Raw genomic sequence first — 23,411 nt, 5'->3', positions numbered from 1 at the left:
CAGCTTACTTTCCAGCGAGAATACTTATCATGCGTGTTCATATGGGAAACGGATCCATTCCCATGGCAAACGCAGAACATCCATTGCAGGAGCGCGAACATGGCCGTTGCACCCGGTTCTTCCCAGTCCTATCGCTTGCCGTGCCACGCACCACGCGAGCACCGCCAGGCCCCGGGCGGCGGGTCACGCCAGCAGTTGCCCCAGGCCCTGGGCGATTGCTACAGCGACAGCCTGCCCCTGGCCCAGGACCTCACCCTGGTGCGCTCGCGCTACCACCCCAATCGCCCCTTGATCGAAGAGGCCAGCAGTTGCCACGCTGGCCGTCTACTGGTGATCACCTGTGCCCTGCAAGGCACCTCGGGCTACCTCGACGCCAAGGGTTCGAGCCTGGTGTTTCGCGCCGGGCACACCAGCGTCAGCGCCTTCCAGGCCAGCCGCGGCGAACGCCGTTATGGCGCCAATGAAACGGTGGAGCAACTGCGCCTGCTGGTGGGCGAAACCCTGCTCCAGCAGTACCTGGGCCCCACCCGGGCTCGCCAGTTGCTGGGCCAGGACGCCGTGCAATTGCTGGCCTGCGGGCCCACCTCCCGGGCCAGCGCCGGCCCTCTCAGTGCCCTGGCCCAACCCTGGGGCCGGCAGCAGCCAGCGACGCTGGAGTTGCACATTCACGCCCTGAGCCTGCTGTCCCTGCAATTGCAGGCCCTGGCCCCCGCCCCTGTCGCCCCGGGCCGGCGCCTGAAGGCCGCCGATCTTGAACGGCTGCAGCGGGTACGCGACCTGATGTTCGAGCAGATGCACCAGCCCTTGAGCGTGGCCTATCTGTGCGCCGCTGTGGGGCTGAACGAGTTCAAGCTCAAGCAGGGCCTGCGCGAGCACTACCACACCACGCCGCAGCGCATGCTCCTGGAAATCCGCATGGGCCATGCCCACCGCCTGCTGGAAGGCGGCTGCCAAGTGGCCCAGGCGGCCTATCAGGTGGGCTACCGCTTTCCCGGCAACTTCAGCGCGGCCTTTACCCGGTTCTATGGCAAGTCACCCAAGTCGGTGTTCGGCCCCCGGCGCTGAACCACGGGTAAGACACTGGCGCCGCGAAGGCTTTGCGTCTATTTCTGGTAGGCGTCCCTGGTCACTGGAAACGAGTGCAGCCCATGATCGACCGCCCTACTGCCCCACCGCTCGAACAACTCGCCGCCGCCATGCACGGCCAGCCGTTCATGGTCCTGACCGGCGCCGGCATCAGCACCCCGTCGGGCATCCCCGACTACCGCGACAACGACGGCGTGCGCCGCGGCAAGCAGCCGATGATGTATCAGGAGTTCCTCGGCCAGGCCGAAGCCCGGCGCCGCTACTGGGCCCGGGCCATGCTCGGCTGGCCGCGCATGCGCCAGGCCCGGCCCAATGCCGCGCACCAGGCGTTGGCGCAATTGCAGGCAGCAGGAGGCATCGCCGGGGTGATCACCCAGAATGTCGACACCCTGCACGATCAGGCTGGCAGCCTGGACGTCATCGAGCTGCACGGCAGCCTGCACCGGGTGCTGTGCCTGGACTGCGGCCAACGCAGCCAGCGCGATGCCATCCAGCAGCAGTTGCAGGCACTCAATCCGTACTTGGCCGGGGTCGACGCGGTGCAGGCACCGGATGGCGACACCCTGCTGGACCCGGCCTTCGAGGAACGCTTCCAGGTCCCCCGTTGCCCCTACTGCGACGGTGACCGCTTGAAGCCCGACGTGGTGTTCTTCGGCGAGAACGTGACCCAGATCACCGCCGCCCGGGCCTTGAGTGCCGTGCACGAGGCCGCCGGCCTGCTGGTGGTGGGTTCATCGCTGATGGCGTATTCGGCGTTTCGCCTGTGCCGCGCCGTGGCGGACCAGGGCAAGCCGCTGCTGGCCATCAACTTCGGCAAGACCCGCGCCGACGAGTTGCTGGACCTCAAGCTCGGCGAGCCCTGTGACCAGCTCCTGCCGCTGTTGGCCGAACGCCTGCTGCGCTAAGCCTCAAAGCATGGCCACGCGCTGGTCGAGGTTTTCCTCGCGCAGGATGTCGAACAGCGCCTGGGCCGCGGTGGACAACTCCTCCCCCGGCTTGGTCAAGACGCCGATGGCCCGCTCCACCACCGGATCATCCAGGGTCAGGCAATGCCCGCCCAGCTCGCGCATGTGCTGGGCACACAGCGCCGGCACCGCACTGACACCCAGGCCGCTGGCGACCATGCGCCCCACAGTCGCCAACTGGTGGCTTTCGAATTCCACCGGCAACTGCACGCCCCGGGCCCGCAGATGGTCCTCCAGCATCACCCGCACCGTGGACGGCCGCTGCAGGGTGATAAAGGGCTCCTGCAGCAGCGTCTGCCAGTCGATGCGGCTGCGCTGCGCCAGGGGCGAATCCTTGGGCACCACGGCCACGAAACGGTCGATGTACAGCGGGGTGAACAGCAAGGAAGTGCTGTCCTGAGGCTCGAAGGCCACCCCCAGCTCCACCTCGCGGTCGCGGACCATCTCCAGCACCTGCTCGTTGACCACGTCATTGACCGTGACGTTGACCTGGGGGTAGCGGGCACGAAAGTGCTTGAGAATCGGCGGCAGCAGGTTACCGGCAAAGGACGGCATGGCCGCCACCGTGACCCGCCCGCGCTGCAGGGTGAAACGCTGGCGCAGTTCGTCCTCGGCGTTGTCCCAATCGGCGATCAGGCGCCGGGCCAGGGGCAGCAGAGCCTCGCCTTCCGGGGTCAGCGCCACATTGCGTGTATTGCGGGTAAACAACCGTCCGCCCAAGCCTTCTTCCAGGGCCTTGATGGTCAGGCTCAAGGCCGACTGCGACAGGTGCAGGCGTTCGCAGGCCAGGGCAAAGCTCAAACTGTGGGCCACCGCCAGAAAGGCCCGAATCTGTTTAACCGTCATCTGTCATCCTCATGGGGGCAGCCGCCAGCTATAAACTTCAGGCCGCAAGCTTGGAGCTAATTATGCTGCTTTTCAAATCAATCAACCTTAAAAATCAACTTAACAAATCAATCGTGCAGCGCAACACTGATCCGCAAACGGCTGGCCAGCCGCCAACGAACAAGAAAGAGGATGGTGCAAATGGCAGGTTTCGATAAGCGCGTGGCGTCCTATGAGGAAGCCCTGGAAGGTCTGCAAGATGGCATGACCGTGATCGCCGGCGGCTTCGGTCTGTGCGGTATCCCCGAGAACCTGATCGCCGAGATCAAGCGCCGCGGCACCCGCGATCTGACCGTGGTGTCGAACAACTGCGGGGTCGACGGTTTCGGCCTGGGCGTACTGCTGGAAGACCGCCAGATCAGCAAGGTGATCGCCTCCTACGTCGGTGAAAACGCCCTGTTCGAGAAACAGCTGCTCAGCGGCGAAATCGAAGTGGTGTTGACCCCCCAAGGCACCCTGGCGGAAAAAATGCGCGCTGGCGGCGCCGGCATCCCGGCCTTCTTCACCGCTACCGGCGTCGGCACCCCAGTGGCCGACGGCAAGGAAACCCGCGAGTTCAAGGGCCGCACCTACCTGATGGAAGAATCCATCACCGGTGACTTCGCCATCGTCAAGGGCTGGAAGGCCGACCATTTCGGCAACGTGGTCTATCGCCACACCGCGCAGAACTTCAACCCCCTGGCGGCCACCGCCGGCAAGATCACCGTGGTCGAAGTGGAAGAAATCGTCGAGCCGGGCGAGCTGGACCCGACGCAGATCCACACCCCTGGCATCTACGTCGACCGGGTCATCTGCGGCACCTTCGAGAAGCGCATCGAACAGCGCACCGTGCGCAAGTGATCGCCCTTCCCCAGCCCGACTAACAAGGACAACCAACATGGCTCTTACCCGCGAACAAATGGCTCAGCGCGTCGCCCGCGAACTGCAGGACGGCTTCTACGTCAACCTCGGCATCGGCATTCCGACCCTGGTGGCCAACTACATCCCCGACGGCATGGAAGTCATGCTGCAGTCGGAAAACGGCCTGCTGGGCATGGGCGCCTTTCCGACTGAAGACGAAGTCGACGCTGACATGATCAACGCCGGCAAGCAGACGGTGACCGCCCGCATTGGCGCCTCGATCTTCTCCTCCGCCGAATCCTTCGCGATGATCCGCGGCGGCCATATCGACCTCACCGTACTCGGCGCCTTCGAAGTCGACGTGCAGGGCAACATCGCCTCGTGGATGATCCCCGGCAAGCTGGTCAAGGGCATGGGCGGCGCCATGGACCTGGTGGCCGGTGCCGAGAACATCATCGTCACCATGACCCACGCCTCGAAAGACGGCGAATCCAAGTTGCTCAGCCGCTGCAGCCTGCCGCTGACCGGCGCCCAGTGCATCAAGCGCGTGCTCACCGACCTGGCCTACCTGGAGATCGAGAACGGCGCCTTCATCCTCAAGGAGCGCGCCCCCGGGGTCAGCGTCGAGGAAATCGTCAGCAAGACCGCCGGCAAGCTGATCGTGCCGGACCACGTGCCTGAAATGCAGTTCGCTTAAGGAGCCCCACCATGCAAGACGTCGTTATCGTTGCCGCTACTCGTACCGCCGTGGGCAGTTTCCAGGGCTCCCTGGCGGGCATTCCCGCCGTCGACCTGGGCGCCGCGGTGATTCGCCAACTGCTGGCCCAGACCGGCATCGACCCGGCCCAGGTGGACGAAGTCATCATGGGCCAGGTGCTCACCGCCGGCGCCGGGCAGAACCCCGCGCGCCAGGCCGCGATCAAGGCCGGCCTGCCCCACGCCGTGCCGGCCATGACCCTGAACAAGGTCTGCGGCTCTGGCCTTAAAGCCCTGCACCTGGGCGCCCAGGCCATCCGCTGCGGCGATGCCGAAGTGATCATCGCCGGCGGCCAGGAAAACATGAGCCTTTCCAACTACGTGCTGCCCGGCGCCCGCACCGGCCTGCGCATGGGCCACAGCCAGATGATCGACAGCATGATCAGCGACGGCCTGTGGGACGCCTTCAACGACTACCACATGGGCATCACCGCCGAGAACCTGGTGGAAAAATACGGCATCAGCCGCGAAGCCCAGGACGCCTTCGCCGCCGCCTCCCAACAGAAAGCCGCAGCGGCCATCGAGGCCGGGCGCTTTGTTGACGAGATCACGCCGATCCAGATTCCCCAGCGCAAGGGCGAACCGCTGACCTTCGCCACCGACGAACAACCGCGCCCCGGCACCACCGCCGAAGCCCTGGCCAAGCTCAAGCCGGCATTCAAGAAAGACGGCAGCGTCACCGCCGGCAACGCCTCGGCGCTGAACGACGGCGCCGCCGCGGTGATGCTGATGAGCGCCAGCAAGGCCCGGGCCCTGGGCTTGCCAGTACTGGCCAGGATCGCCGCCTACGCCAACGCCGGGGTCGACCCGGCGATCATGGGCATCGGCCCGGTCTCGGCCACCCGCCGCTGCCTGGACAAGGCCGGCTGGACCCTGGACCAGTTGGACCTGATCGAAGCCAACGAAGCCTTCGCCGCGCAATCCCTGTCCGTGGCCAAGGAGCTTGCGTGGGATGCGAGCAAGGTCAACGTCAACGGTGGCGCCATTGCCATCGGCCACCCGATCGGCGCGTCGGGTTGCCGGGTGCTGGTGACCCTGCTGCATGAAATGCTCAAGCGCGATGCCAAGAAAGGCCTGGCGACCCTGTGCATCGGCGGCGGTCAGGGCGTGGCATTGGCCATCGAGCGCTAACCATCCGGCCCGCGACCTGCGCGGGCCAGTCCCTCAGAAGCATCCCGCTGTGAGATGGCTTGCTGGCGAAGGCGTTCGAGAGGTCGCCTTTGCCAGCTAGCGGGCTCCTATAGCGAGGGTGTCGGTTTTCATAGGGTGTTTCGTAGCTGCCCCTCCAGGCACCGCACTTCCTCTCGCAACGATTGGCAAAAGCCCTCGACAAAACTCGATGAAGGCCGGTAGTCCGGGCGGATCAGCATCACCCGATACGGCACCGACAGCTGCAACGGACGGATCGCCAAGCCACGCCCCACTTCCTCCATGGCGCTCAACGGATTGATGATCGCCACCCCCAGTTTCTGGCGCACCATGGCGCACACCGAGGCGGCGTTGGTGGTTTCCACCACCACCCGGCGATCGACCCCGGCCTGGCGAAAATGCTCGTCCAGGGTTTGCCGGTAGATATCCAGGCCCGAGAGGTTGATGAAGTTCTGCCCGCGAAAATCCTCCGAAGTCAGCCGTGGCCTGGCCAACAGCGGATGATCGTCCGGGAGGATGCAGACCATATCGGCGCAGAACAGCAGTTCCCCTTGAGTACCTCGTGGCAGGTGCTCGCTTTCGGTGAGGCCCAGGTCATGGCGCTGGGCGCTGAGGGACTCTTCCAGCAGCGGCGACTCCTGGGCAGTGATGCTCAGGCCGATCCCCGGATGCGCTTGCAAAAAGCGCTGGCACACCCGCGGCAGCAGGGTCTGGGAGAACAGTGGCAGGCAGCTCAGGCTCAACTGGCCGTGCTCGAAACGGCGGATCGACTGGGCCACGCTGTTAATCCGCTCCAGCCCCACATAGGCCCGCTCGACCTCTTCAAGCAACAGCAGGGCCTGGGCCGTGGGCAGCAGGCGCCCGCCTTCGCGGTCGAACAGGCGCAGACCGGAAAGCGCCTCCAGCCGCGCCAGTTCGCGACTGACCGTGGGCTGCGAGGTGAACAGCAGGCGCGCGGCGCCGGTGACGCTGCCGGCCTGCATGATGGCGCGGAAGACTTCGATGTGCCGCAGGGAGATGTCCATGAACAGAGGCTCGCTTGATCGCTCAACCCATATCAAATCTGAATCAGGCTACAAAGAATAGATATTTTATTGAATGACCGGAAATCGGCATGCTGCAGCCACTCTCACTGACCACAGACAGCAATCGCCATGGCCATTCCCTTCTCTCCTGCTCAACTCGCCGCCGCCGCCCGCCAATATGGCACTCCACTGTGGTGCTATGACGCCGCCACCATCCAGGCGCGCATTGCCCAGCTGCTGGCCTTCGACGTGGTGCGCTACGCCCAGAAAGCCTCGTCCAACCTGCACCTGCTGCGCCTGATCCGCGAGGCCGGGGTACGGGTCGACGCCGTATCCCTGGGAGAAATCGAGCGTGCCCTGCTGGCCGGCTTCAGCCCGGTGGATGCCGGCATCGTCTTCACTTGCGACCTGTTCGACGCAGCCACCCTCAAGCGCGTGGTGGAACTGCAAGTGGAGGTCAACGCCGGCTCCATCGACATGCTCCGTCAACTCGGGGAGCAGTCCCCGGGGCACCGGGTCTGGCTGCGGATCAACCCAGGCTTCGGCCACGGCCACAGCCGCAAGACCAACACTGGCGGCGAGAACAGCAAACACGGCATCTGGCACGATCAGGTCGGCGAAGCCCTGGCGGTGATCCGCCAGTACGGCCTGCACCTGGTGGGCCTGCACATGCACATCGGTTCCGGGGTCGACTACGACCACCTGGAACAAGTGGGCGCGGCCATGGTGGCGGCGGTGAAATCCCTGGACCACGACATCGAGGCGTTCTCCATTGGTGGCGGCCTGTCCACCCCTTACCGCGACGGCGACACCGCGGTGGACGTGCAGCGCTACGCCAACGCCTGGAGCGTTGCGCGCCGGGAGATCGAGGCCTACCTGGGCCACGGCGTGCGCATGGAGATCGAGCCCGGGCGTTTCCTGGTGGCCGAGGCCGGTTGCCTGGTAAGCGAAGTACGGGTGGTGAAGACCGCCGGCCAGCATCACTTCGTGCTGGTGGACACCGGCTTCAACGACCTGATGCGCCCGGCCATGTACGGCGCCTACCACGGCATGAGCCTGCTGGACGCCAACGGCCAGCCGGTGCAGCGCCCGCAACAGCTGACCGTGGTCGGCGGCCCACTGTGCGAATCCGGCGATATCTTCACCCAGGACGACGAATGCCTGACCCCGCGCCTGCTGCCCCAGGCCCAGGTTGGCGACCTGCTGGTGCTGCACGACACCGGCGCCTATGGCGCCAGCATGTCCTCCAACTACAACAGCCGGCCGCTGCTGCCGGAAGTGCTGTTCGCCAACGGCCAGCCACAGCTGATCCGCCGGCGCCAGCCCCTGGCGGACTTGCTGGCGCTGGAACTGGGGTTGTAAGGCGCCGCTACCAGGGCTCCAGCCGGAGCCGTTCCTCCTGGTTGTTCACGCTGTCGTCCTGCTTGCGGGTCAACAGCGGCGCACCGTCGGCGCCGTAGAACTGCACCACCAACTCGGCGCTGTCGGGATGCAAGTCGAGACGGGCGAAGTTATCGGCCTGGGTAAAGGCCCAGGTGTGGTAATCCATGGTGTGGGTACCGTCGAGAAGCGCAAAGCTATCGGGCGTCTGCGGCGCCGTTGAGTCGTGCACGTAACCGGCCGGGTCACCGTCGGCAAAGGGAAAAGGCCAGTAGAAGGCCGACGAGGTGACGGCATAGGACTTCAGGGCCTGACCCGCGGCACTGAACGTCAGCCGGGAAATGTTCGAGCAGTGAATGTCTCCGGACAGGAACACCACGTTCTGCACCTGGTGCTCGATCATGGTTTCCAGCACGGCGCGCCGCGTGGAGGGGAAAGCCGACCAGGAGTCGCTGTCGTTCTTGTGGCGCACGGCATCAGAGTCTGTGCCCACGGTATCCACACCGTTGGGCACAAAGACGCTGGAAGTGACCACGAACTTGGGGATGTTGCCCCGATCCTCCTGCATGTGGCGCAACCAGGCACACAGCCGGTCGAGCTGACCCGGTTCGCTGGGGTGCAGTGAAGGACGACCCAGCAGATGGTTGTCCTCCAGGGCGTCGGGCACATCATCGAGAAAGCGCTGGGTACGGGTGTCGAGCACGAAGAACGGGTAGTCGCCACAGGAGAAGTCGTAGAACAGCTGGTTGGTCTGCAAGTGCTGCAGGTACTTGTCGTCACCGGTCATGGCCCGGCCATGGACATAGCTGTCGGCAAAGCGGGGTCCATGGCTCCACTGGTAGCTCATGTAGGCGCCCATGGCGAGGTTGAACAGCAGGCGCTTGTCACGGTCCTTGCGAATCCGGTCCTGGGTCCAGTTGTCCTCGATCTCGTGGTCGTCGAGGATCATGTAGGTGGGCAGGTGGGCCAGCAATTGGCGGATGTTCGGCGAGCCGAAGGCGCTGTGGTAGCGCTCCTCGAATTCCTCGAACGTATCCGCCAGCCCCACCGGCACCAGGCGGTTGAACAGGTCGGCATAAATCTGGTCGCCCACCATCAGCACCAGTTGCGCATCCCCATGGTCGGCCAGCATCGGCCCGAAGATGGTGTCGGAATTCTTGCGTTTCCACAGCAGCCCCGGGTAGCGGCAAGACCCCAGCAGAAAGCTCAGGGGCGCTGGTTTGGCGCCGGCACTGGGGTGGGTTGTGAACTCGGCTTCGACGTACATCTTGTCGGCCCCGGTGCGGTTCAGATCATTGGCCCAGGCGCCAGGCTCGGGCAGACGCTGCACCACCGACTCGCTGGACACATCATCATCGTTGCTGCCCGCGTCATCGACGTTGAGCGACGCCATGCGCACCCGATACCGGGTGTCAGGCGTCAGCACAAAGGGCTTGAGCTGCTTGCGCGCGGCCTGGTTGCTCCACAGGCTGGTGTCGACACCGAGATTGAAAGTGCCGGTACGGTGGTACTCGCGTCGCAAGCGAAAATAGAAGATGTTGTCCGCCGCGACCCGACCATTGCTGCCCACCACGCCAATCACGCCGATGGTGCGGATATCCTCCGCCACGCCCTTCTCGTCCAGGGCATCGGAGGCGGCGATCCATAAACGGCAGGACGTATCAGTGGTGTGCCCGACAATCGGGCCTAAAGAAGGGGTGCGAAGTGTACTCACGGTGACCTGCTCCTTGGTGGGGTGTGCAGGCCAAGCTTAGTTCGGGCGCGGCAACCGACAAGCCGGATCAGGCGCCTCGGACAACCGGTCGAAACAGGCGACAATCAGCGCCAGCAGCATCAGGACGGCAGCGACCGCAAAGGTCCAGTGCATGCCACGGGCCACCGCCGCGACATCGGCAGGACCGCCCTCACCCGGCCGCGACATCACGGCAAACAACGCCCCCATGGCGGCCGCGCCGCTGATCAGGCCAAGGTTGCGTGACAAGCTCAACAGGCCCGCCGTCAGCCCCCGTTGCTGCGCTGCCACGTCGAGCATCACCAGGCTGTTGTTGGCCGCCTGGAACAACGCATAGCTGGCGGTCACCAGGGCAATGGGCAGCAGGTACCCCGCCAGCCCCAGGCTCACGGGCAACAGCGCCAGCAGGCACAGACCGAAGAACATGCCCAGCAGCCCGAGCCGGCACAAGCGCCGGGCGCCGAGCCTATCCACCAGGCGTCCGGCGGGTACCCCGCTCAGGGTCGCCACCAGCGGCCCCAGGGACAGGCACAGGCCCACCCAGACAGTCGCCAGCCCCAGCCCCTGGGACAGATAGAAAGGCCCGATCACCAGAGTGCTCATGATCACCGTGGACACCAGCAGGCTCAGTAGCAGGCTGCGGCGCAGTTGCGGCCGGCGCAGCAAGGCGGGCTGAAACAGCGGCGCGGCGACCCGTCGCTCGACCCACACCAACAGCACGCCCCCACCCACCGCTACCGACAACAGTCCCAGGTTCAACAGCGCCAGCGGGTTCTCACCCAGGGTCAGGGCCAGGGCATAGGCACCCAGGCTCAGGGCCAGGAGCAGCGTCCCGGGCAGATCGAAAGCGCTGGCTGAGGTGGCTTTGGGGTCCTGTGGCAGGCAACGCCAGGCCAGCAGCCACGCCAGTAGTCCCAACGGCACATTGACCAGGAATATCCAGCGCCAGCCGACGCCGGCCAGCAGCAGGCTGCCCAGGGACGGGCCGACAGTGGTGCCCAGGGCCGACAGGCTGCCCAGCACGCCCATGGCCGTTCCCATGTGAGCCTTGGGTAACGCGTCGCCCACCAGGGCCATGCTCAGGGCCAGCATCAGGGCCGCCCCCAGGCCTTGCAGGGCCCGGGCCGCCAGCAGCCAACCGAAGCTTGGCGCCAGACCACAGAGCAGCGAAGCCAGGGTGAACAGGGCGATCCCGCCCAGCAGCACCCGGCGCCGGCCCAGCAGATCTCCCAGGCGCCCGGCGCTGGCAATCAAGGTGGTGATCACCAGCAGGTAGGCCAGGACAATCCACTGCACCTGCTGAAAGGATGCCTCCAGGCTCCGGGCCAGGCTCGGCAGCGCGGCGTTGGCAATGCTGGTGTCCAGGGACGGCATCAGCGTCGCCAGCGACAGGCTGGCCAGGGCCCAGCGTGCACGGGATTCAAGCGCGGGACGGTTCGACTCAAGGGTGGGCATTGCGCAGACTCCATCAAGGCATTTGCCCGCCAGCCTATGTCCGCGCCAGACCTGGCGGAAGACGCAGGCTTTGCAGTTAATTGATGCATGCAACGCCATGCCAGCCCTGGGCGTGCTAGATTCCGCCCATGTCGACTCCCGATCTGAATCTGCTGCTGACCCTGGACGTACTGCTGAGCGAAGGCAGTGTGGCCCGGGCCGCCCTGCGCCTGAACCTGAGCCCGTCGGCCATGAGCCGGGCCCTGTCCCGCCTGCGCCAGGCCACCGGTGACCCGCTGCTGGTCCGCGCCGGACGCGGCCTGGTGCCCACGCCCCGGGCACTGGAGCTGCGCCAGCAAGTCGGACCGCTGGTGGAGCAAGCTCAGGCCGCCCTGCGCCCGGCCGAGCAGATCGACCTCAGGCAACTGGTGCGCACCTTCACCCTGCGTAGCCGCGACGGTTTCGTCGAGAACTTCGGCCCGGCCCTGATCAACCGCCTGCGGGCCGAAGCGCCCGGGGTACGGGTGCATTTCGTGCCCAAGCTGGACCGCGACAGCAAGCCCCTGCGCGAGGCCAGCGTCGATCTGGAAACCGCAGTGATCGATGCCGACACCAGCCCCGAGTTGCGCACCCGGGCGCTGTTTCGCGATCGTTTTATCGGCGTGGTGCGCAGCGACCACCCCTTGAGCCGCGGCCCGGTGAGTCTCGACCATTACCTGACCGGCCAGCACATCCTGGTGTCCCACCAGGGGCACGACCATAGCCGCATGGACGATGCTCTGCAGGCCCTGGGCCGGCAGCGGCAGATCGTCACCCTGGTCAGCGGTTTTTCCGCGGCCCTGGCCCTGGCCCGGGGTTCGGACCTGATCGCCTTGGTGCCCGAGCGCCACACCAGCAACCTGCGAGAAGGCCTGCACAGTTTCCGCTTGCCGGTACCGCTACCGGAGCTGACCATTTCCCTGCTCTGGCACCCGCGCATGGAGGCCGACCCGGCCCATCGCTGGTTGCGCCAATGCGTCCACGAACTCTGCAGCGACACCACAGATACCCTAGCCGGCGGCCACCACCGCTGATGCCCCTGATCGTCGAGACTCTGCAATGCCCTCACCCTCACTAGCCGTACCCGTTGCCCCCCTCAGGTACCTACCCGCCATCGTCGCGCTGCTCTGGGGGCTGTCCCTGGCAATCGTTCGGGCCTGGCAGCCGATGGATTATTTCTGGGAAAACTTCGCCGCCTACTGGCTGCCCCAGGGGCTGATCCTCGGCCTGCTGCTGTGCACCCGGCCCACGCCGGCGCTGTTCACCGGAGTGGCCCTGGCCCTGGCGGCGCACCTGCAGCTGTTCTGCCTGTGGATCACCTCCCCGATCGACAGCATGGGCTGGCTGTTCTACCTGTTCGATTTTCCGGGCGCGCTGGTCGGTGCCGCCATTGCCCGCTTCCTGGCCACGCACAGGGCCGCGGGCAAACCGCTGGCGAGCGGGCTGCTGGGTTTTGGTGGGGTGGCCTTGGGGCTGTTGCTGAACTTTCAGCTGGTGCTGTTCAGCCAACACTGAATCGGGGCGACGACAGCGCCCCGCAGAGGGAGTTGAAACTCACCCGGACCGCCGGCGGCCCGGGTGAGTGAGTCTTCAGCTGTGGCCCTGGCTCAGGTGCGACAAGCGCCCGGACAGGGCCTGCATGGCCTCACTGACCTTGTCCAGTGCCTGGGCGTCCCGGGCGTTGTCCTCGCTGATGCCGTGGATGCGCACCGCCAGTTCGTTGATCTCCTGGGTCACATGGCTCTGCTGCTGCGCCGCCACGGCAATCTGCTGCGCGCGCTGGGAAATATCGTCGAAACTGGTGACGGTGCTCGACAGCGCCTGCGACGCGCCAGAGGCCTCGCCCACGGCTTCACGGGTCCGCGCCTCACCGGCCTGAATCGCCTGGACCGCCTGACGTGACGCCTGCTGCAAATCGCTGATCATGCCGCTGATCTCGTTGGCCGAGGTCTGGGTCCGGCCGGCCAGGGTCCGTACTTCATCCGCCACCACGGCAAAGCCGCGGCCTTGCTCACCGGCCCGAGCGGCCTCGATGGCGGCGTTGAGCGCCAGCAGGTTGGTCTGCTCGGAGATGGCCTTGATCACATCCAACACCGCGCCGACCTGCTGGCTGTCCTGTTCCAGACGCTGGATCACCGCAGTGGCCTCGGCCATTTCCGTGGACAGCAGCTGGATCGACTGACTGTTGGCCGCGACCCGCTGCTGACCGTCCTGCACCACCACCAGGGATTGGCGGGCAGTGTCGGCGCAGTTGTTGGTGTTCTGCGCCACTTCAAGAGCACTGGAGGACATCTGGGTAATGGCCGTGGCCAACTGGGTGTTCTCCTGGCGTTGCTGCTCGGCGCGCTGGGCCAGGGTGCTGCTGAGTTCACCCAGGCGCGCGGCTTCGTTCTGCAACTGCTGGGCTTCGCTGGCAATCTTCTGCAACATCTGCCGCAGTTGCCCGGCATAGCGGTTCACCGCACCGCGCAAGGCGCCGATCTCATCGGCCCGGGCCACATGCAGCTCGGCGTTGTCCGTGGCCTGACCACGGCCCAGGGCATCGATCTGCTGGGTGGTTTCCTCCAGTTGGGCAATCAGCTTGTGCCCGGCCAGCCAGGCGAAGAACAACAACAGCGCCAGCAACGGCAGCAGGAACAGCAGAATCTCGGTGGTCATGGCCCGAGCCAGGCCGGTGACCTTCTGCTCGGGGGTCACCAGGCCGATGGTCCAGCCGCTGCCGGGCATGCTGAACAGGCTGACCCGCGCCGCTTCCATCAGCCGGCCATCCTCTGCCAGATCCAGGCTGCGCACCTGCCCGGCAGGCGCCGCCTTGGCCAGGGCCTCGGCCACCGGATGCAGCCAGGGCTGCTGCTTGCTCAAGGCGTCGAAGCTGAGCATCTGCCCACCGGCACTGGCCTGGGCATCGGGGAAATACAAGACATTGCCGGCCTGATCCAGGGCAAAGGCATAACCGCCGGTGACCGCGCCCTGTTCCTTGAGGAAACGCGCCAAGTCATCCAGGCGCAGGTCGATGGTGGCGACCCCGGCGAAGGCGCCGTCCTGACGATAGGGCACGCTGCACGTGGTCATCGGCACCTGGGTCACCGGGTCCTGGTAGGCCTCGGACCACAGGCAACGCCCCGGCGCACTGTTGCGCGCGCCGGTGTACCAGGCTTCATGGTGATAGCCGGCGCTGCCGGCAGCGTTGTAGTCATCGGAGAACGTCAGGGACCCGGCATCGCTGCGCGCCCAGAAGAAGCTGCGGCGCTCGACCCCGGCAGAGAAGGCATTGGGTTGCGGCCAGATGCCGCCCCCGGCGATCGCCTTGTCGCCTTCGTGATCGATCAGCTTGGGCAAGGTGGCCATCACCAGCGCCTGCTCCTTGGGCAGCCCTTCCACCAGATGGGCCATGCTGGCCGTCACCCCTTCGATCCCGGCCAACTGCAAGGCCAGTTGCCGGACAATGGCACTGCCGGTCTGTTCAATCAGGGCCGAGCTCGCCGCCACCACTCTGGGCTGCCCCCGCAAGGTCATCACGGCGAACACCGCCAACGCCGTGAACAGCAACAGCAGCACACTGCCGAGGGTCAAACGATGAGACAGACGAACCGGTAGCAAGGCCATGACGAACTCCGTATCAATAGGCATGCAGAGCTTATCGACCAAGGTCATGGATCACTTGAGAAAAGAGTGACGCCGATCACGTTTTGTGTGACCAGAATGTGTGTGTGTGTGAATACCCGCGAGCGACTCGGCAACGGCGCTGATGACAGCACTCGCGTTCGACAGAGTGTGTCCGGCCCTGCACCACGGGTTCAATCGGTGGACGAATGCTCGCAGCTGCGAATGACCGTCACCGTCTTGCCCCGGCCAGCGCCAGGGAGCTACCCAATCACCCGGGCATCAACCTTCCAGAACCAGCATGAACTGGCTGAACCGGTCGATCCCGTCCTTGGACAACTGGAGCCCGGTCTCGCCCATCCGCGACATCCATTTGCCGTTGTCGCCGCGCAGGGAAACCTGTCCGCTGGCGGTATCGATGGCATAGGCGAATTGGCAATACTGATCGATGCTGTCCTTGGACAACTCCAGCCCCGTCGCCCCCATGCGCGACATGAACTTGCCTGTGTCGCCCTGCAGCGCGAGTTTCTTGTCGGTGCCGATTTGCACCAGCACCACCCGGAACTTGCAGTATTGGTCGATGGAGCCCTTGGAAAGCTCAAGCCCGGTCGCGCCCATCCGCGACATATAGTTGCCCGAGTCGCCGCGCAGCGAGATGACACTACCGTTTTCAATGACACGTTGTGGAATGACGATCATGGTTGGCACTCCTTGCTGATTGGATGTGTTCCTGTCTGTCGCGGGGCCTGAAGCCACCGTGCCATCGGCCTCCCTGAGGAGGAGGTACGACGCCCGGCAAGACTTGCCGCAGGCGCAGTGTAGTTGAGCCCCTGGCGGCGCTCGGGATGGCCGCAAGACAACAGGACCAACGGTTGCCGTGGTCCTGGAACACTCAGATCAAAGGGTTATGCAAGGTGGGCGGCAGACAACCCGAGGCGATAAGTGCCCGGGTTGCAGCGGGGCAGCAAGCGACTGCCCGACAGTCTCACGAAAGCGGCCCAGGCAAGACCGCATCGACTGTTTTCAATCCGGATTGGCGTTCATGTACCGCGAGTAGTTCTCGACGTAGTCGGTGAGGTTCTCCTCCAGCATCAGGCGGAACTCCTCAAGGAAATAGTCCACCGCCTGCTGCTTGGACGCCGCCAGCTCCTCGGCATTACGGCAGCCACAGGCGCTGACCCAGGCGCTGAAGCGCGCATTGGCGTACATCAGCGAAGCGCTGGCCTTGCCCCGGCTGCTGTCGGCGATGTGGGAGTTGGTCAACTCGATGATGGCATCGGCGCGGTTGTAGAAATCCTGATCCGGTTCGTTGGCCACGGGGCGTTCCTCTGGCTGGTAGGGAAAATAAGGCGCCGGAGTATAAGAGGTTTGCCGCCGCGAACCGATTATTTTCACCCCGCCCACTCCCCCATCACACCGGAAACCGGCTGGGCGCTGCACAGACCTTGGTCCCCCTGCGGCAAACCTTCGCAGGCAAGCCCGCGCCAGCACAACGGCCTATTCGATGCCGGGGGCCGGACCTTTAGCGGCCTGGTGCCGGCAACGCCCGCAGGTATTCGGCCAGCAGCGCTTCGCTCTTGCCCTGGGCCAGCACCACGCTGTTATTGGCCGCCTGCAGCGCCTGCTGCAGATGATGCTCGCCCTGCTGCCGGTCGCCCTCCAGGAAGGCTTGCAAGGCCAGGCAGCGCGGTCGCAGCCAGGGCGCATTCCAATCCACTTCGGCGCTCATCGGGGGGCTGTTCAAGGGGGCGACGTCACGCTGCACAAAAGCGCGGCAGAAGGCCAATTCGCTACGCAACAATTCGATCAGGCCACTCATGCCGTTCAGCTCCGTCGCCCGGGCCACCAGCAGCTGTTCCAGCGCCTGTTCCATCTGCACCGCGGCCGGCCAGTCACCCTGATCCTGCAGGGCATTGAGGCGACAGCCGAAAGCGAGCAGCGGCCCGGGCATGGCGCCTTCGGCCAAACGCTGCAGATCTTCCTGCGGCAACTCCGCGCTGGGCACCCCGGCCACGGTCTGGGCCAGCAGGCGCGCCTGGGCCAGTTCCGGGCGTTGATCGTCGCGATGCATAAACCAGCCCAGCAGGAGCATGCCGTCGCTGGGCGACACCCGCCAGGCCGGCATCAGGTTCCCCAGGCCCATGGCCAGATTGATCGCGGCGAACGCCAGGGCCATGGCCCCGGGCACCCCGGACCAGGACAGCCCGAGCCCCAGGGCAGCGGCGCCCAGCAGCAGGTTCAGCAGCGGCCCGCAGAGGACCACCACCATCCACTGCCGCCGCAGCGGGCGTTGCAGATTGCTCACGGCAATCACATAACCGCCCAGGCGATTGCGCTTGAGCTGCGGCGCCCAGCGCAACCGCCAGCCGCGTCGCTGCACCTGGATTTCCACCGCGGCCACCCGCACCTGCAACACCGGCATTGCGCACCCGCGTGCCCCCAGGTAATGCCCGCCCTCATGCACCACCAGCGCGACCACCCCCAGCAGCGACGCCAGGAACATCGCCAGAAAGGGCTGCAACCCGGACTTGATGGTGAACCCCAGTATCAGCGCGGCGATAAACCAGCCACTGAGCAACACCACGCGTTGCAGAAACGTCAGCAGTGCGTTCAAGGCCTTGAGCCAGGTATTGCCATCCATTGGGTACATCCTTGTGAGAAAACCGACACCAGCGCGGGCGCGCAGACTGCCAGTTTCGCCGGTACAAACTCAACTGCCGCTGCAATCTGTCGCCCTCACACCGCCTACTGCAGAAGCGGGGGGCCGCCGAGGGGGCCGCCAGCAAGCCAGTGCCTGTGCAGATGCGCAGGCCGACGGCGCTTCAGGCAGCAGCCCGGAGTCGCGACACTCCAGGCCGAGGCGGATCAGGATCGCCGCACTGTCGCTGAGGATACGGCCGTCAGGGTGGCCATCTGCAACAGCGGGTTGAGCCGCGCCAGGGCCTCGCGCCCCGGGCTGTCATCCCAGGCCGTGGCACTCCATCCGCAACAGGTGCGCGCCCAGCGAACGCGCCTCGATGCGCACCGGCAGGAACGCTTCAATCACCCGGATGTTGCTTTCCAGGTGCTCGGTCATGCGCGGCGTGGTGAAACTGCCGCCACCGGCCAGGGCCATGGGCAGCAACAGTTGATCGGCCAGGTGCTCGGCCACCGCGGCGCCGGAATCCAACCAGTCCCGAGCCTGATCGATGGCAAGGTCAGCGACCTTCTCCGCCCGCAGGCTGTTCTGAGCGAAGCCGCAAAACAGCTCGGTCAGGTGCTCGAAGGCGAACTCCAGCAACAACACATTGCCCGGGCCGTATTGTTCATCCAGCTGCACCGGGGTGAGGTGCTCCCGCGGCAGTTCCAGGCGATTGTGCACCCGACGCAACTCGCGCTCCGCCACATGCTCGGGCAGGCCCGCGCTCAGCGCCCAGGCCCGACTCCCCAGCAGTGCGCCACGCGCCTCCAGGTGCAGGGGCTGCAGCACCGAAGGCTGGACAAAGGCCTCCAGCTCGCCACCGCCGGCCGGGACAAAACCGTGGCGCAGCAGTTGCAGCTCGACCCGCCCGCCCATGCGCCGCAGTAACGGCAACCAAGCCTGCTGGAGGAAATCCACTGGTGGCGCCAGGGGGTTATGGGTGCCGCCGCTGATGCTCACGCGGCTGGGTTGTGGTGCGTGCAACAAGGCGGGCAGCAGGGTCTGCAGCACCAGGGTGCAACTGCCCGCCGTACCGATGGCGAAGCGGTAGTCGCCGCCACGGATCGGCCCCGGTTCGAAGGTCAGGGCCTGGGAGCCGAGTTCGACCCCCGAGGTCTTGGCGCCACAGACCTGGGCCGCGGCCTGCACCGCCGTCAGGTGCTGACGCAGCAGCCCCGGGCGGCTGCGCCGGGCACGAATATTATGAATGCGCAGGGTCTTGCCGCTGAGCATCGACAGGCTCAAGGCGCTGCGCAGTACCTGGCCGCCGCCGATGGCGCCGTCCAGTTCGATTACATCCTGTTTCATCTCATTCCTCAGGCGTAGTGCCGGACGGTTTCCCGCAGGTAGGCGTCCAGCAACGCGTTGTCTTCATGGGTGCGCGCCAGTTTCGGCACCGGGCGTTCCAGCTCGGCGGCGATAAAGGCGTGCAGTGCCGGGCGTCGCGGCCCGTAGGCGGACTCCTCGGCGCTGCGTTTCAAGGCCAGCAGCTCGGCCACTTCGTCCAGCAGCGGTGGGTGGTCGACCGTGGTCAGCAGGTCGGCGAAGGTCATCGGCGGTCGGCCGCGGCCTTGATCGATCCAGCGCACCGCGAGCAAGGGCCGCAGTACGTAGAAGTACTTCTTGAAACGCACGCTGTCGCCTTGCAGGTAACCGCGAAAGTTCTTCTTGGCCATCGACAGATAATGATTGCGTGCCGCCGGCGGGCTGTAGAACGCCTCCGCCAGCTCCCGCAGGCGCGCGGTGGCGGCCGCTTCGCTGCGATACACCAGGGGCGAATCCAGCCATTCCAGCAGGGTCGGGTTGGACTTGCGCAACAGCCCCAGGGTCTTGCGCAGTTCCCAGCCGCTGATGTCCAACTCGTCGTCCAGGGGCCGCTCGATCACATCGCGCCCGGCATCCACCTGGATGAACCATTCGGGCTTTTCCACGTAGACGAAACGCACGTCGTAATCACTGTCGGTGGAGGCAAAACCCCAGGCCCGACTGCCGGATTCGCAGGCGTACAGCACCTGCACATTGCGCTCGCGCTCGATCCGCGCCAGCTCGGCCAATACCCGCTCGCGCATGGCGCTGCTCAGGGGATGACGCTCCAGGTGTTCCATGATCCTTTTTCCTTGTTCAATCGGTGGCGCTGGCAGCCAGCACACTCAGGGTCCGGCGCACGGGGTTCCACACCGTCAGGCACCAGACGCCCCACCACTCCAGGCCTTCGTCGAAATAGTCACTCCAGGGCTGCAGGTGCGGGCCCATGTCCGGCGCCTGACAGTCCAGTTCCAGGTTGCCTACCCAGTTGATCACCTGGGGCTGCTGTTCGGGGGCCAGCCCCAGCACATCCAGCCACTGGCCGTACACCTGCCGCGCCTGCTCGGCGCCGCCGGGGAAACGCAGCCCGTATGGCGGCTGGCGAAACGCCCGGTACAAGGCCAGCTCCTGCTGCTCCAGGTTTTCGCAGACCAACTGCCGGACCTGTTCCTGACTGAGCACCTCAGGCACCGCCCGCTCCTGCTCCCAGCGCATCGACGTCAAGCCGACGTCGGCATAGCGCGGGTCCTGGCGCAGTTGCTCCCAGCGCTCGCGGCGTTCGGCCACAAAGTACTGGTACAGGTGCTGCAAGCCCTGGCGATGCAGGGCTTGATCCACCTCAGCCTCGGGCTCGACCGCCAGCAGCACAAAATCGAAGACGCAGTACACCTCCTTCAGTTGCTGGCGTAGCGCGCGGCAGTGTTCATCTTCTATTCGGGTCAACAGTGGCCGCGGCTGCATAAAGGCGCTCTCCATTTTTCAAAGCAGGCGCTGGGCTGTACCTGCGGGCAATTCACCGGCTGCCTCCATGGCCTGCAAGCGCTGCAGCATGGCTTCGCGCAGCGGCTTGGGGGTGACCGGGTCGAACATCCCGTAGCGGCTATCGCACCAGTGCGCCAGAGTCTGGCGCCAATAGGCGGCGTCGCTGCCGCCCTGCCCCAGACGCCACAGCAGGTATTCCAACTGGCGCCAGCCCGGCTTGAGGGCCAGCAGGGCCCAGCGCCGCGCCTTCGGCAGGTCGTGCCAGTGCTGGTCCAGACGCTGCTCCAGGACCTCGTCGAACACCGCCCAGGGTTGCTCGTGCAACAGGCCCAGGGCGCAGTTGAAGACCTTGTCCGAGGCGTCGTCCAGGGCCGCCAGTTGCTCGGCCATGCCACGCTCGCCCAGGGTCTGCAGGGCCAGCAGGCGCACACTCGGCGCCGGCGACGCCAGGGCCTGGCGAACCATGGCATCGGCCATGGGCTCCTGCAGTTCCTTGACCAGCCCCAACAGCCCCAGCCAAGCGCGCTTGTTCCGTGGTGCTGGCTGTTGCAGCCGTTGCAGCAACACCTCGCGCGGGTCCAGCCCGTGACGGGGCGCGGCCCAATGGGCCAGGCAACGCAAGGCCCCCGAAGGGTCCAGCAGGGCCTGACTCAGATACTCACGAGGATCGGCCAGCAACGGCAGCAGCAAGCGCAGCGCCTTGACCCGCACACTGGCCCCGCAGCTGTGCATCACCTCTTCCAGCAGGGGCACGGCCTGCCCGGCGGGCAGCTCGGCGCAGGCATCCACGGCCATCTGCCGCACGCTGACTTCGCTGTGGCGCAAAGCCCGGGCCAGCAGCGCTGCCCGATCCTGCGCCCCTTCGAGCAACAGTTCGAAGACAAAGCGCGCGGCCTTGCCCCGGCAATCACCAAAGGCGCCTTCAACTTCTTCGCGTACCTGGGCCAACTGCAACACCGAACGCGCCCGTTCCAGGGTCGCACCGTGATCGGCGCGCTGTTTGCCGGCCAGGGCCAGCAGCGGCTTCAGGCTCTGCAACAGCAGCTCGGCGCGCTCTGGCGCCAGATACCCCTCGACCGCCGCAGCGGCCTCCTGGCGTACCTGGGGCACCCAATCGTTGAGGCGCTCCAGCAAGGCCGCCAGGGCCTCGGCCGAAGGCTGTGCGGCCAGGCCGCGCACGGCGGCCTGACGCACGAAACCGTTGCCGAAGCGGCTCAGTTCCAGCCAGGCGCGGTGCCGGTCCAATTCGTCCATCACCTCCCGCACGCGGCGGGCTTCGTAGTCGCTCAGCTGGTAATGCCAGCCGGGCGGCGCCGCTATCAAGGCGTCCATGTCGTCCATTGTTCTACCCCTTAACGCACACCACCTGACGCAGGGTGTGCAGCACTTCCACCAGCTCGCGCTGGGCGTGCATCACTTGGTCGATGTCCTTGTAGGCCATCGGGATTTCATCGATCACCGCTTCGTCCTTACGGCACTCCACATGGGCGGTCGCGCGGATCTGGTCGGCCAGGGTGAAGGTGTTCTTGGCCTTGGTGCGGCTCATGGTACGCCCCGCACCGTGGCTGCAGGAGCAGAACGCCTCCTCGTTACCCAGCCCGCGAACGATGAAGCTCTTGGCCCCCATCGACCCCGGAATGATCCCCAGCTCGCCCTTCTTCGCCGACACCGCGCCCTTGCGGGTCACCAGCACCTCTTCACCGAAGTGGCGCTCCTTCTGCACGTAGTTGTGGTGGCAGTTGACCGCCTCCAGCGCCACTTCGAAGGGCTTGCTGATCACCTTGCGGGTGGCCTGGATCACCAGTTGCATCATCAGCTCACGGTTCTGCCGGGCGAAATCCTGGGCCCAGGCCACGGCTTCCACGTAATCGTCGAAGTGTTGGCTGCCTTCCTCGAAGTAGGCCAAGTCACGGTCCGGCAGGTTGGCGATATGTTGACGCATATCGGCCTGTGCCAGATGAATGAACAGGTTGCCGATGGCGTTACCTACGCCACGGGAACCGCTGTGCAGCATGAACCAGACCCGGTTGGCTTCATCCAGGCAAACCTCGATGAAGTGGTTACCGCCGCCGAGGGTTCCCAGGTGCTGGCGGTTGTTGCTGTTGGCCAGGGCCGGGTACTTATCGGTGATCGCCTTGAAGCGCGGGTGCAGCGCAGCCCATGCCTGGTCGGTCTGCTGCGGCACATCACCCCAGGCGCCCTTATCGCGACCGCTACGGGGCGAGGTACGACCGTGAGGCACCGCGGCCTCGATGGCGCTACGCAAACCGGCCAGGTTATCCGGCAGGTCGGAGGCGGTCAGCGAAGTACGGGCAGCGATCATTCCGCAACCGATATCCACCCCGACCGCCGCCGGAATGATCGCGCCTACGGTGGGGATCACGCTACCGATGGTCGAACCTTTACCCAAGTGCACGTCGGGCATCACCGCCAGGTGCTTGAAGATAAACGGCATCTTCGCGGTGTTCATCAATTGCTGGCGGGCTTCGTTTTCCACCGGCACGCCCTGGGTCCACATCTTGATCGGCTTGCCGTTGGCCACTTCCAGCAGTTGGTAGGTTTTGTGTTCCATGTCGTTGACTCTTTTTCCTGTGGCCGCTGATCCGGCCTTGTTCATTAGGGTGTGTAGGAGCCGGGGGCGCAGAAGACGATCTCAAGGGTCTCTTCGCTGGCAAGCCAGCTCCTACGGAATTGCGGTGTTTGGTACAGACGGCGACAAGTGAAGGTGGAACATGCAGCGCGCTCTGCCTCTGAGCTAGCACCTTGCGGTGAACGGGACTCGAACCCGCGACCTCGCTGTCCTGTAGTTCCACCGGCATTCGCCGGGTCAATCGGTGCAGGCCAGGCCTGCGGGCAGCGACAAGGGAACAGGCACATTTGCTCTACCGACTGAGCTACAGCCTTGCGGCTGGCGGGGCTCGAACCCGCGACAAAATGTAGTACCCGTGGCATTCGCTGCCATCCCGCCGAGGCGGGAAAAAAGATGCGACGACAAGAGTCGATGGAACAATGCGTTCGTGTTCTGACCATTGAACCACGGCGCCGTTTTC

General features: G+C 65.5%; 20 protein-coding genes and 2 pseudogenes. 8 read left to right on the top strand and 14 right to left on the bottom strand.

Translation table 11 applies throughout. The features are described from left to right. The first annotated feature begins 99 nt into the window (after nucleotides 1-99). Nucleotides 100-1,065 (top strand): AraC family transcriptional regulator, encoded by a 966-nt coding sequence (locus tag Q8O96_RS03470; protein WP_305948359.1) that lies wholly within the window; start codon nucleotides 100-102, stop codon nucleotides 1,063-1,065. An 83-nt stretch (nucleotides 1,066-1,148) separates the two neighbouring features. After that, a complete protein-coding gene (locus Q8O96_RS03465) occupies nucleotides 1,149-1,991 on the top strand; it encodes an NAD-dependent protein deacetylase (RefSeq protein ID WP_305948358.1) in 843 nt (280 codons plus the stop codon). A 3-nt stretch (nucleotides 1,992-1,994) separates the two neighbouring features. On the opposite strand, the gene Q8O96_RS03460 is transcribed toward Q8O96_RS03465, so the two are convergent. Further along, complete coding sequence (locus Q8O96_RS03460; protein ID WP_102864184.1) at nucleotides 1,995-2,897, bottom strand: LysR family transcriptional regulator; 903 nt, start codon at nucleotides 2,895-2,897, stop codon at nucleotides 1,995-1,997. Nucleotides 2,898-3,077: 180 nt separating this feature from the next. Between Q8O96_RS03460 and Q8O96_RS03455 the strand changes: the two genes are divergently transcribed. The 3 genes from Q8O96_RS03455 to Q8O96_RS03445 are packed head-to-tail and all read left to right on the top strand — an operon-like array spanning nucleotide 3,078 to nucleotide 5,663. Beyond that, a complete protein-coding gene (locus Q8O96_RS03455) occupies nucleotides 3,078-3,776 on the top strand; it encodes a CoA transferase subunit A (protein WP_011060621.1) in 699 nt (232 codons plus the stop codon). A gap of 37 nt (nucleotides 3,777-3,813) precedes the next feature. Then, on the top strand, nucleotides 3,814-4,473 hold the full coding sequence (locus Q8O96_RS03450) for a CoA transferase subunit B (protein ID WP_011060620.1): 660 nt from the start codon (nucleotides 3,814-3,816) through the stop codon (nucleotides 4,471-4,473). Between the two features lie 11 nt (nucleotides 4,474-4,484). After that, nucleotides 4,485-5,663 (top strand): acetyl-CoA C-acetyltransferase, encoded by a 1,179-nt coding sequence (locus Q8O96_RS03445; protein WP_110652954.1) that lies wholly within the window; start codon nucleotides 4,485-4,487, stop codon nucleotides 5,661-5,663. Nucleotides 5,664-5,791: 128 nt separating this feature from the next. Here Q8O96_RS03445 and Q8O96_RS03440 read toward each other — a convergent pair whose 3' ends face one another. Next, complete coding sequence (locus tag Q8O96_RS03440; protein ID WP_250330357.1) at nucleotides 5,792-6,706, bottom strand: LysR family transcriptional regulator; 915 nt, start codon at nucleotides 6,704-6,706, stop codon at nucleotides 5,792-5,794. Between the two features lie 129 nt (nucleotides 6,707-6,835). Between Q8O96_RS03440 and lysA the strand changes: the two genes are divergently transcribed. Next, complete coding sequence (gene lysA / locus Q8O96_RS03435) at nucleotides 6,836-8,068, top strand: diaminopimelate decarboxylase (RefSeq protein ID WP_305948357.1); 1,233 nt, start codon at nucleotides 6,836-6,838, stop codon at nucleotides 8,066-8,068. Between the two features lie 7 nt (nucleotides 8,069-8,075). Here the strand turns inward: lysA and Q8O96_RS03430 are convergent, their stop codons facing one another. After that, nucleotides 8,076-9,800: an alkaline phosphatase D family protein gene (locus Q8O96_RS03430; protein ID WP_102864178.1), complete on the bottom strand. Its 1,725-nt coding sequence runs from the start codon at nucleotides 9,798-9,800 to the stop codon at nucleotides 8,076-8,078. Nucleotides 9,801-9,836: 36 nt separating this feature from the next. Then, a complete protein-coding gene (locus tag Q8O96_RS03425) occupies nucleotides 9,837-11,273 on the bottom strand; it encodes an MFS transporter (protein WP_305948356.1) in 1,437 nt (478 codons plus the stop codon). A gap of 128 nt (nucleotides 11,274-11,401) precedes the next feature. Between Q8O96_RS03425 and Q8O96_RS03420 the strand changes: the two genes are divergently transcribed. Both Q8O96_RS03420 and Q8O96_RS03415 read left to right on the top strand, forming a co-directional pair. After that, nucleotides 11,402-12,325, top strand: a complete 924-nt coding sequence (locus tag Q8O96_RS03420) for a LysR family transcriptional regulator (RefSeq protein WP_305948355.1) — start codon at nucleotides 11,402-11,404, stop codon at nucleotides 12,323-12,325. A 25-nt stretch (nucleotides 12,326-12,350) separates the two neighbouring features. Next, the gene (locus tag Q8O96_RS03415) at nucleotides 12,351-12,806 is read left to right on the top strand and encodes a hypothetical protein (RefSeq protein ID WP_102864175.1); all 456 of its coding nucleotides are present in this window, start codon (nucleotides 12,351-12,353) and stop codon (nucleotides 12,804-12,806) included. 75 nt (nucleotides 12,807-12,881) lie between these two features. On the opposite strand, the pseudogene Q8O96_RS31135 reads toward Q8O96_RS03415, so the two are convergent. From Q8O96_RS31135 to Q8O96_RS03365, 10 genes and pseudogenes are all read right to left on the bottom strand, one after another. Further along, nucleotides 12,882-13,397, bottom strand: a pseudogene (locus Q8O96_RS31135) (methyl-accepting chemotaxis protein); the annotation flags it as partial. Between the two features lie 606 nt (nucleotides 13,398-14,003). Continuing rightward, nucleotides 14,004-14,639 (bottom strand): annotated as a pseudogene (locus Q8O96_RS31130) (cache domain-containing protein); the annotation flags it as partial. A 537-nt stretch (nucleotides 14,640-15,176) separates the two neighbouring features. Next, nucleotides 15,177-15,593 carry a hypothetical protein gene (locus Q8O96_RS03405; protein ID WP_047285711.1) on the bottom strand — a complete coding sequence of 139 codons (417 nt, stop codon included), beginning with the start codon at nucleotides 15,591-15,593 and terminating at the stop codon, nucleotides 15,177-15,179. Nucleotides 15,594-15,917: 324 nt separating this feature from the next. Beyond that, nucleotides 15,918-16,211, bottom strand: coding sequence for a DUF3144 domain-containing protein (locus Q8O96_RS03400; RefSeq protein ID WP_102864173.1), 294 nt, complete (start codon nucleotides 16,209-16,211; stop codon nucleotides 15,918-15,920). A gap of 205 nt (nucleotides 16,212-16,416) precedes the next feature. Then, complete coding sequence (locus Q8O96_RS03395; protein WP_115582107.1) at nucleotides 16,417-17,535, bottom strand: site-2 protease family protein; 1,119 nt, start codon at nucleotides 17,533-17,535, stop codon at nucleotides 16,417-16,419. 318 nt (nucleotides 17,536-17,853) lie between these two features. Beyond that, nucleotides 17,854-18,882, bottom strand: a complete 1,029-nt coding sequence (gene rtcA, locus Q8O96_RS03385) for an RNA 3'-terminal phosphate cyclase (RefSeq protein WP_305948354.1) — start codon at nucleotides 18,880-18,882, stop codon at nucleotides 17,854-17,856. An 8-nt stretch (nucleotides 18,883-18,890) separates the two neighbouring features. Next, nucleotides 18,891-19,679, bottom strand: coding sequence for a nucleotidyltransferase domain-containing protein (locus Q8O96_RS03380; protein WP_108542823.1), 789 nt, complete (start codon nucleotides 19,677-19,679; stop codon nucleotides 18,891-18,893). Nucleotides 19,680-19,695: 16 nt separating this feature from the next. Then, complete coding sequence (locus tag Q8O96_RS03375; RefSeq protein WP_305948353.1) at nucleotides 19,696-20,340, bottom strand: hypothetical protein; 645 nt, start codon at nucleotides 20,338-20,340, stop codon at nucleotides 19,696-19,698. An 18-nt stretch (nucleotides 20,341-20,358) separates the two neighbouring features. Next, nucleotides 20,359-21,702 (bottom strand): PBS lyase, encoded by a 1,344-nt coding sequence (locus tag Q8O96_RS03370; protein ID WP_305948352.1) that lies wholly within the window; start codon nucleotides 21,700-21,702, stop codon nucleotides 20,359-20,361. A gap of 4 nt (nucleotides 21,703-21,706) precedes the next feature. Next, nucleotides 21,707-22,933 carry an RtcB family protein gene (locus Q8O96_RS03365; protein ID WP_060838629.1) on the bottom strand — a complete coding sequence of 409 codons (1,227 nt, stop codon included), beginning with the start codon at nucleotides 22,931-22,933 and terminating at the stop codon, nucleotides 21,707-21,709. Between the last annotated feature and the right edge of the window lie 478 nt (nucleotides 22,934-23,411).

It is taken from the genome of Pseudomonas sp. LPH60 (assembly GCF_030718165.1).
In the GTDB taxonomy this organism is placed as follows: domain Bacteria; phylum Pseudomonadota; class Gammaproteobacteria; order Pseudomonadales; family Pseudomonadaceae; genus Aquipseudomonas; species Aquipseudomonas danubii.
The sequence above is the reverse complement of the archived record's forward strand: the minus strand, read 5'-3'. Positions and strand labels throughout refer to the sequence as shown.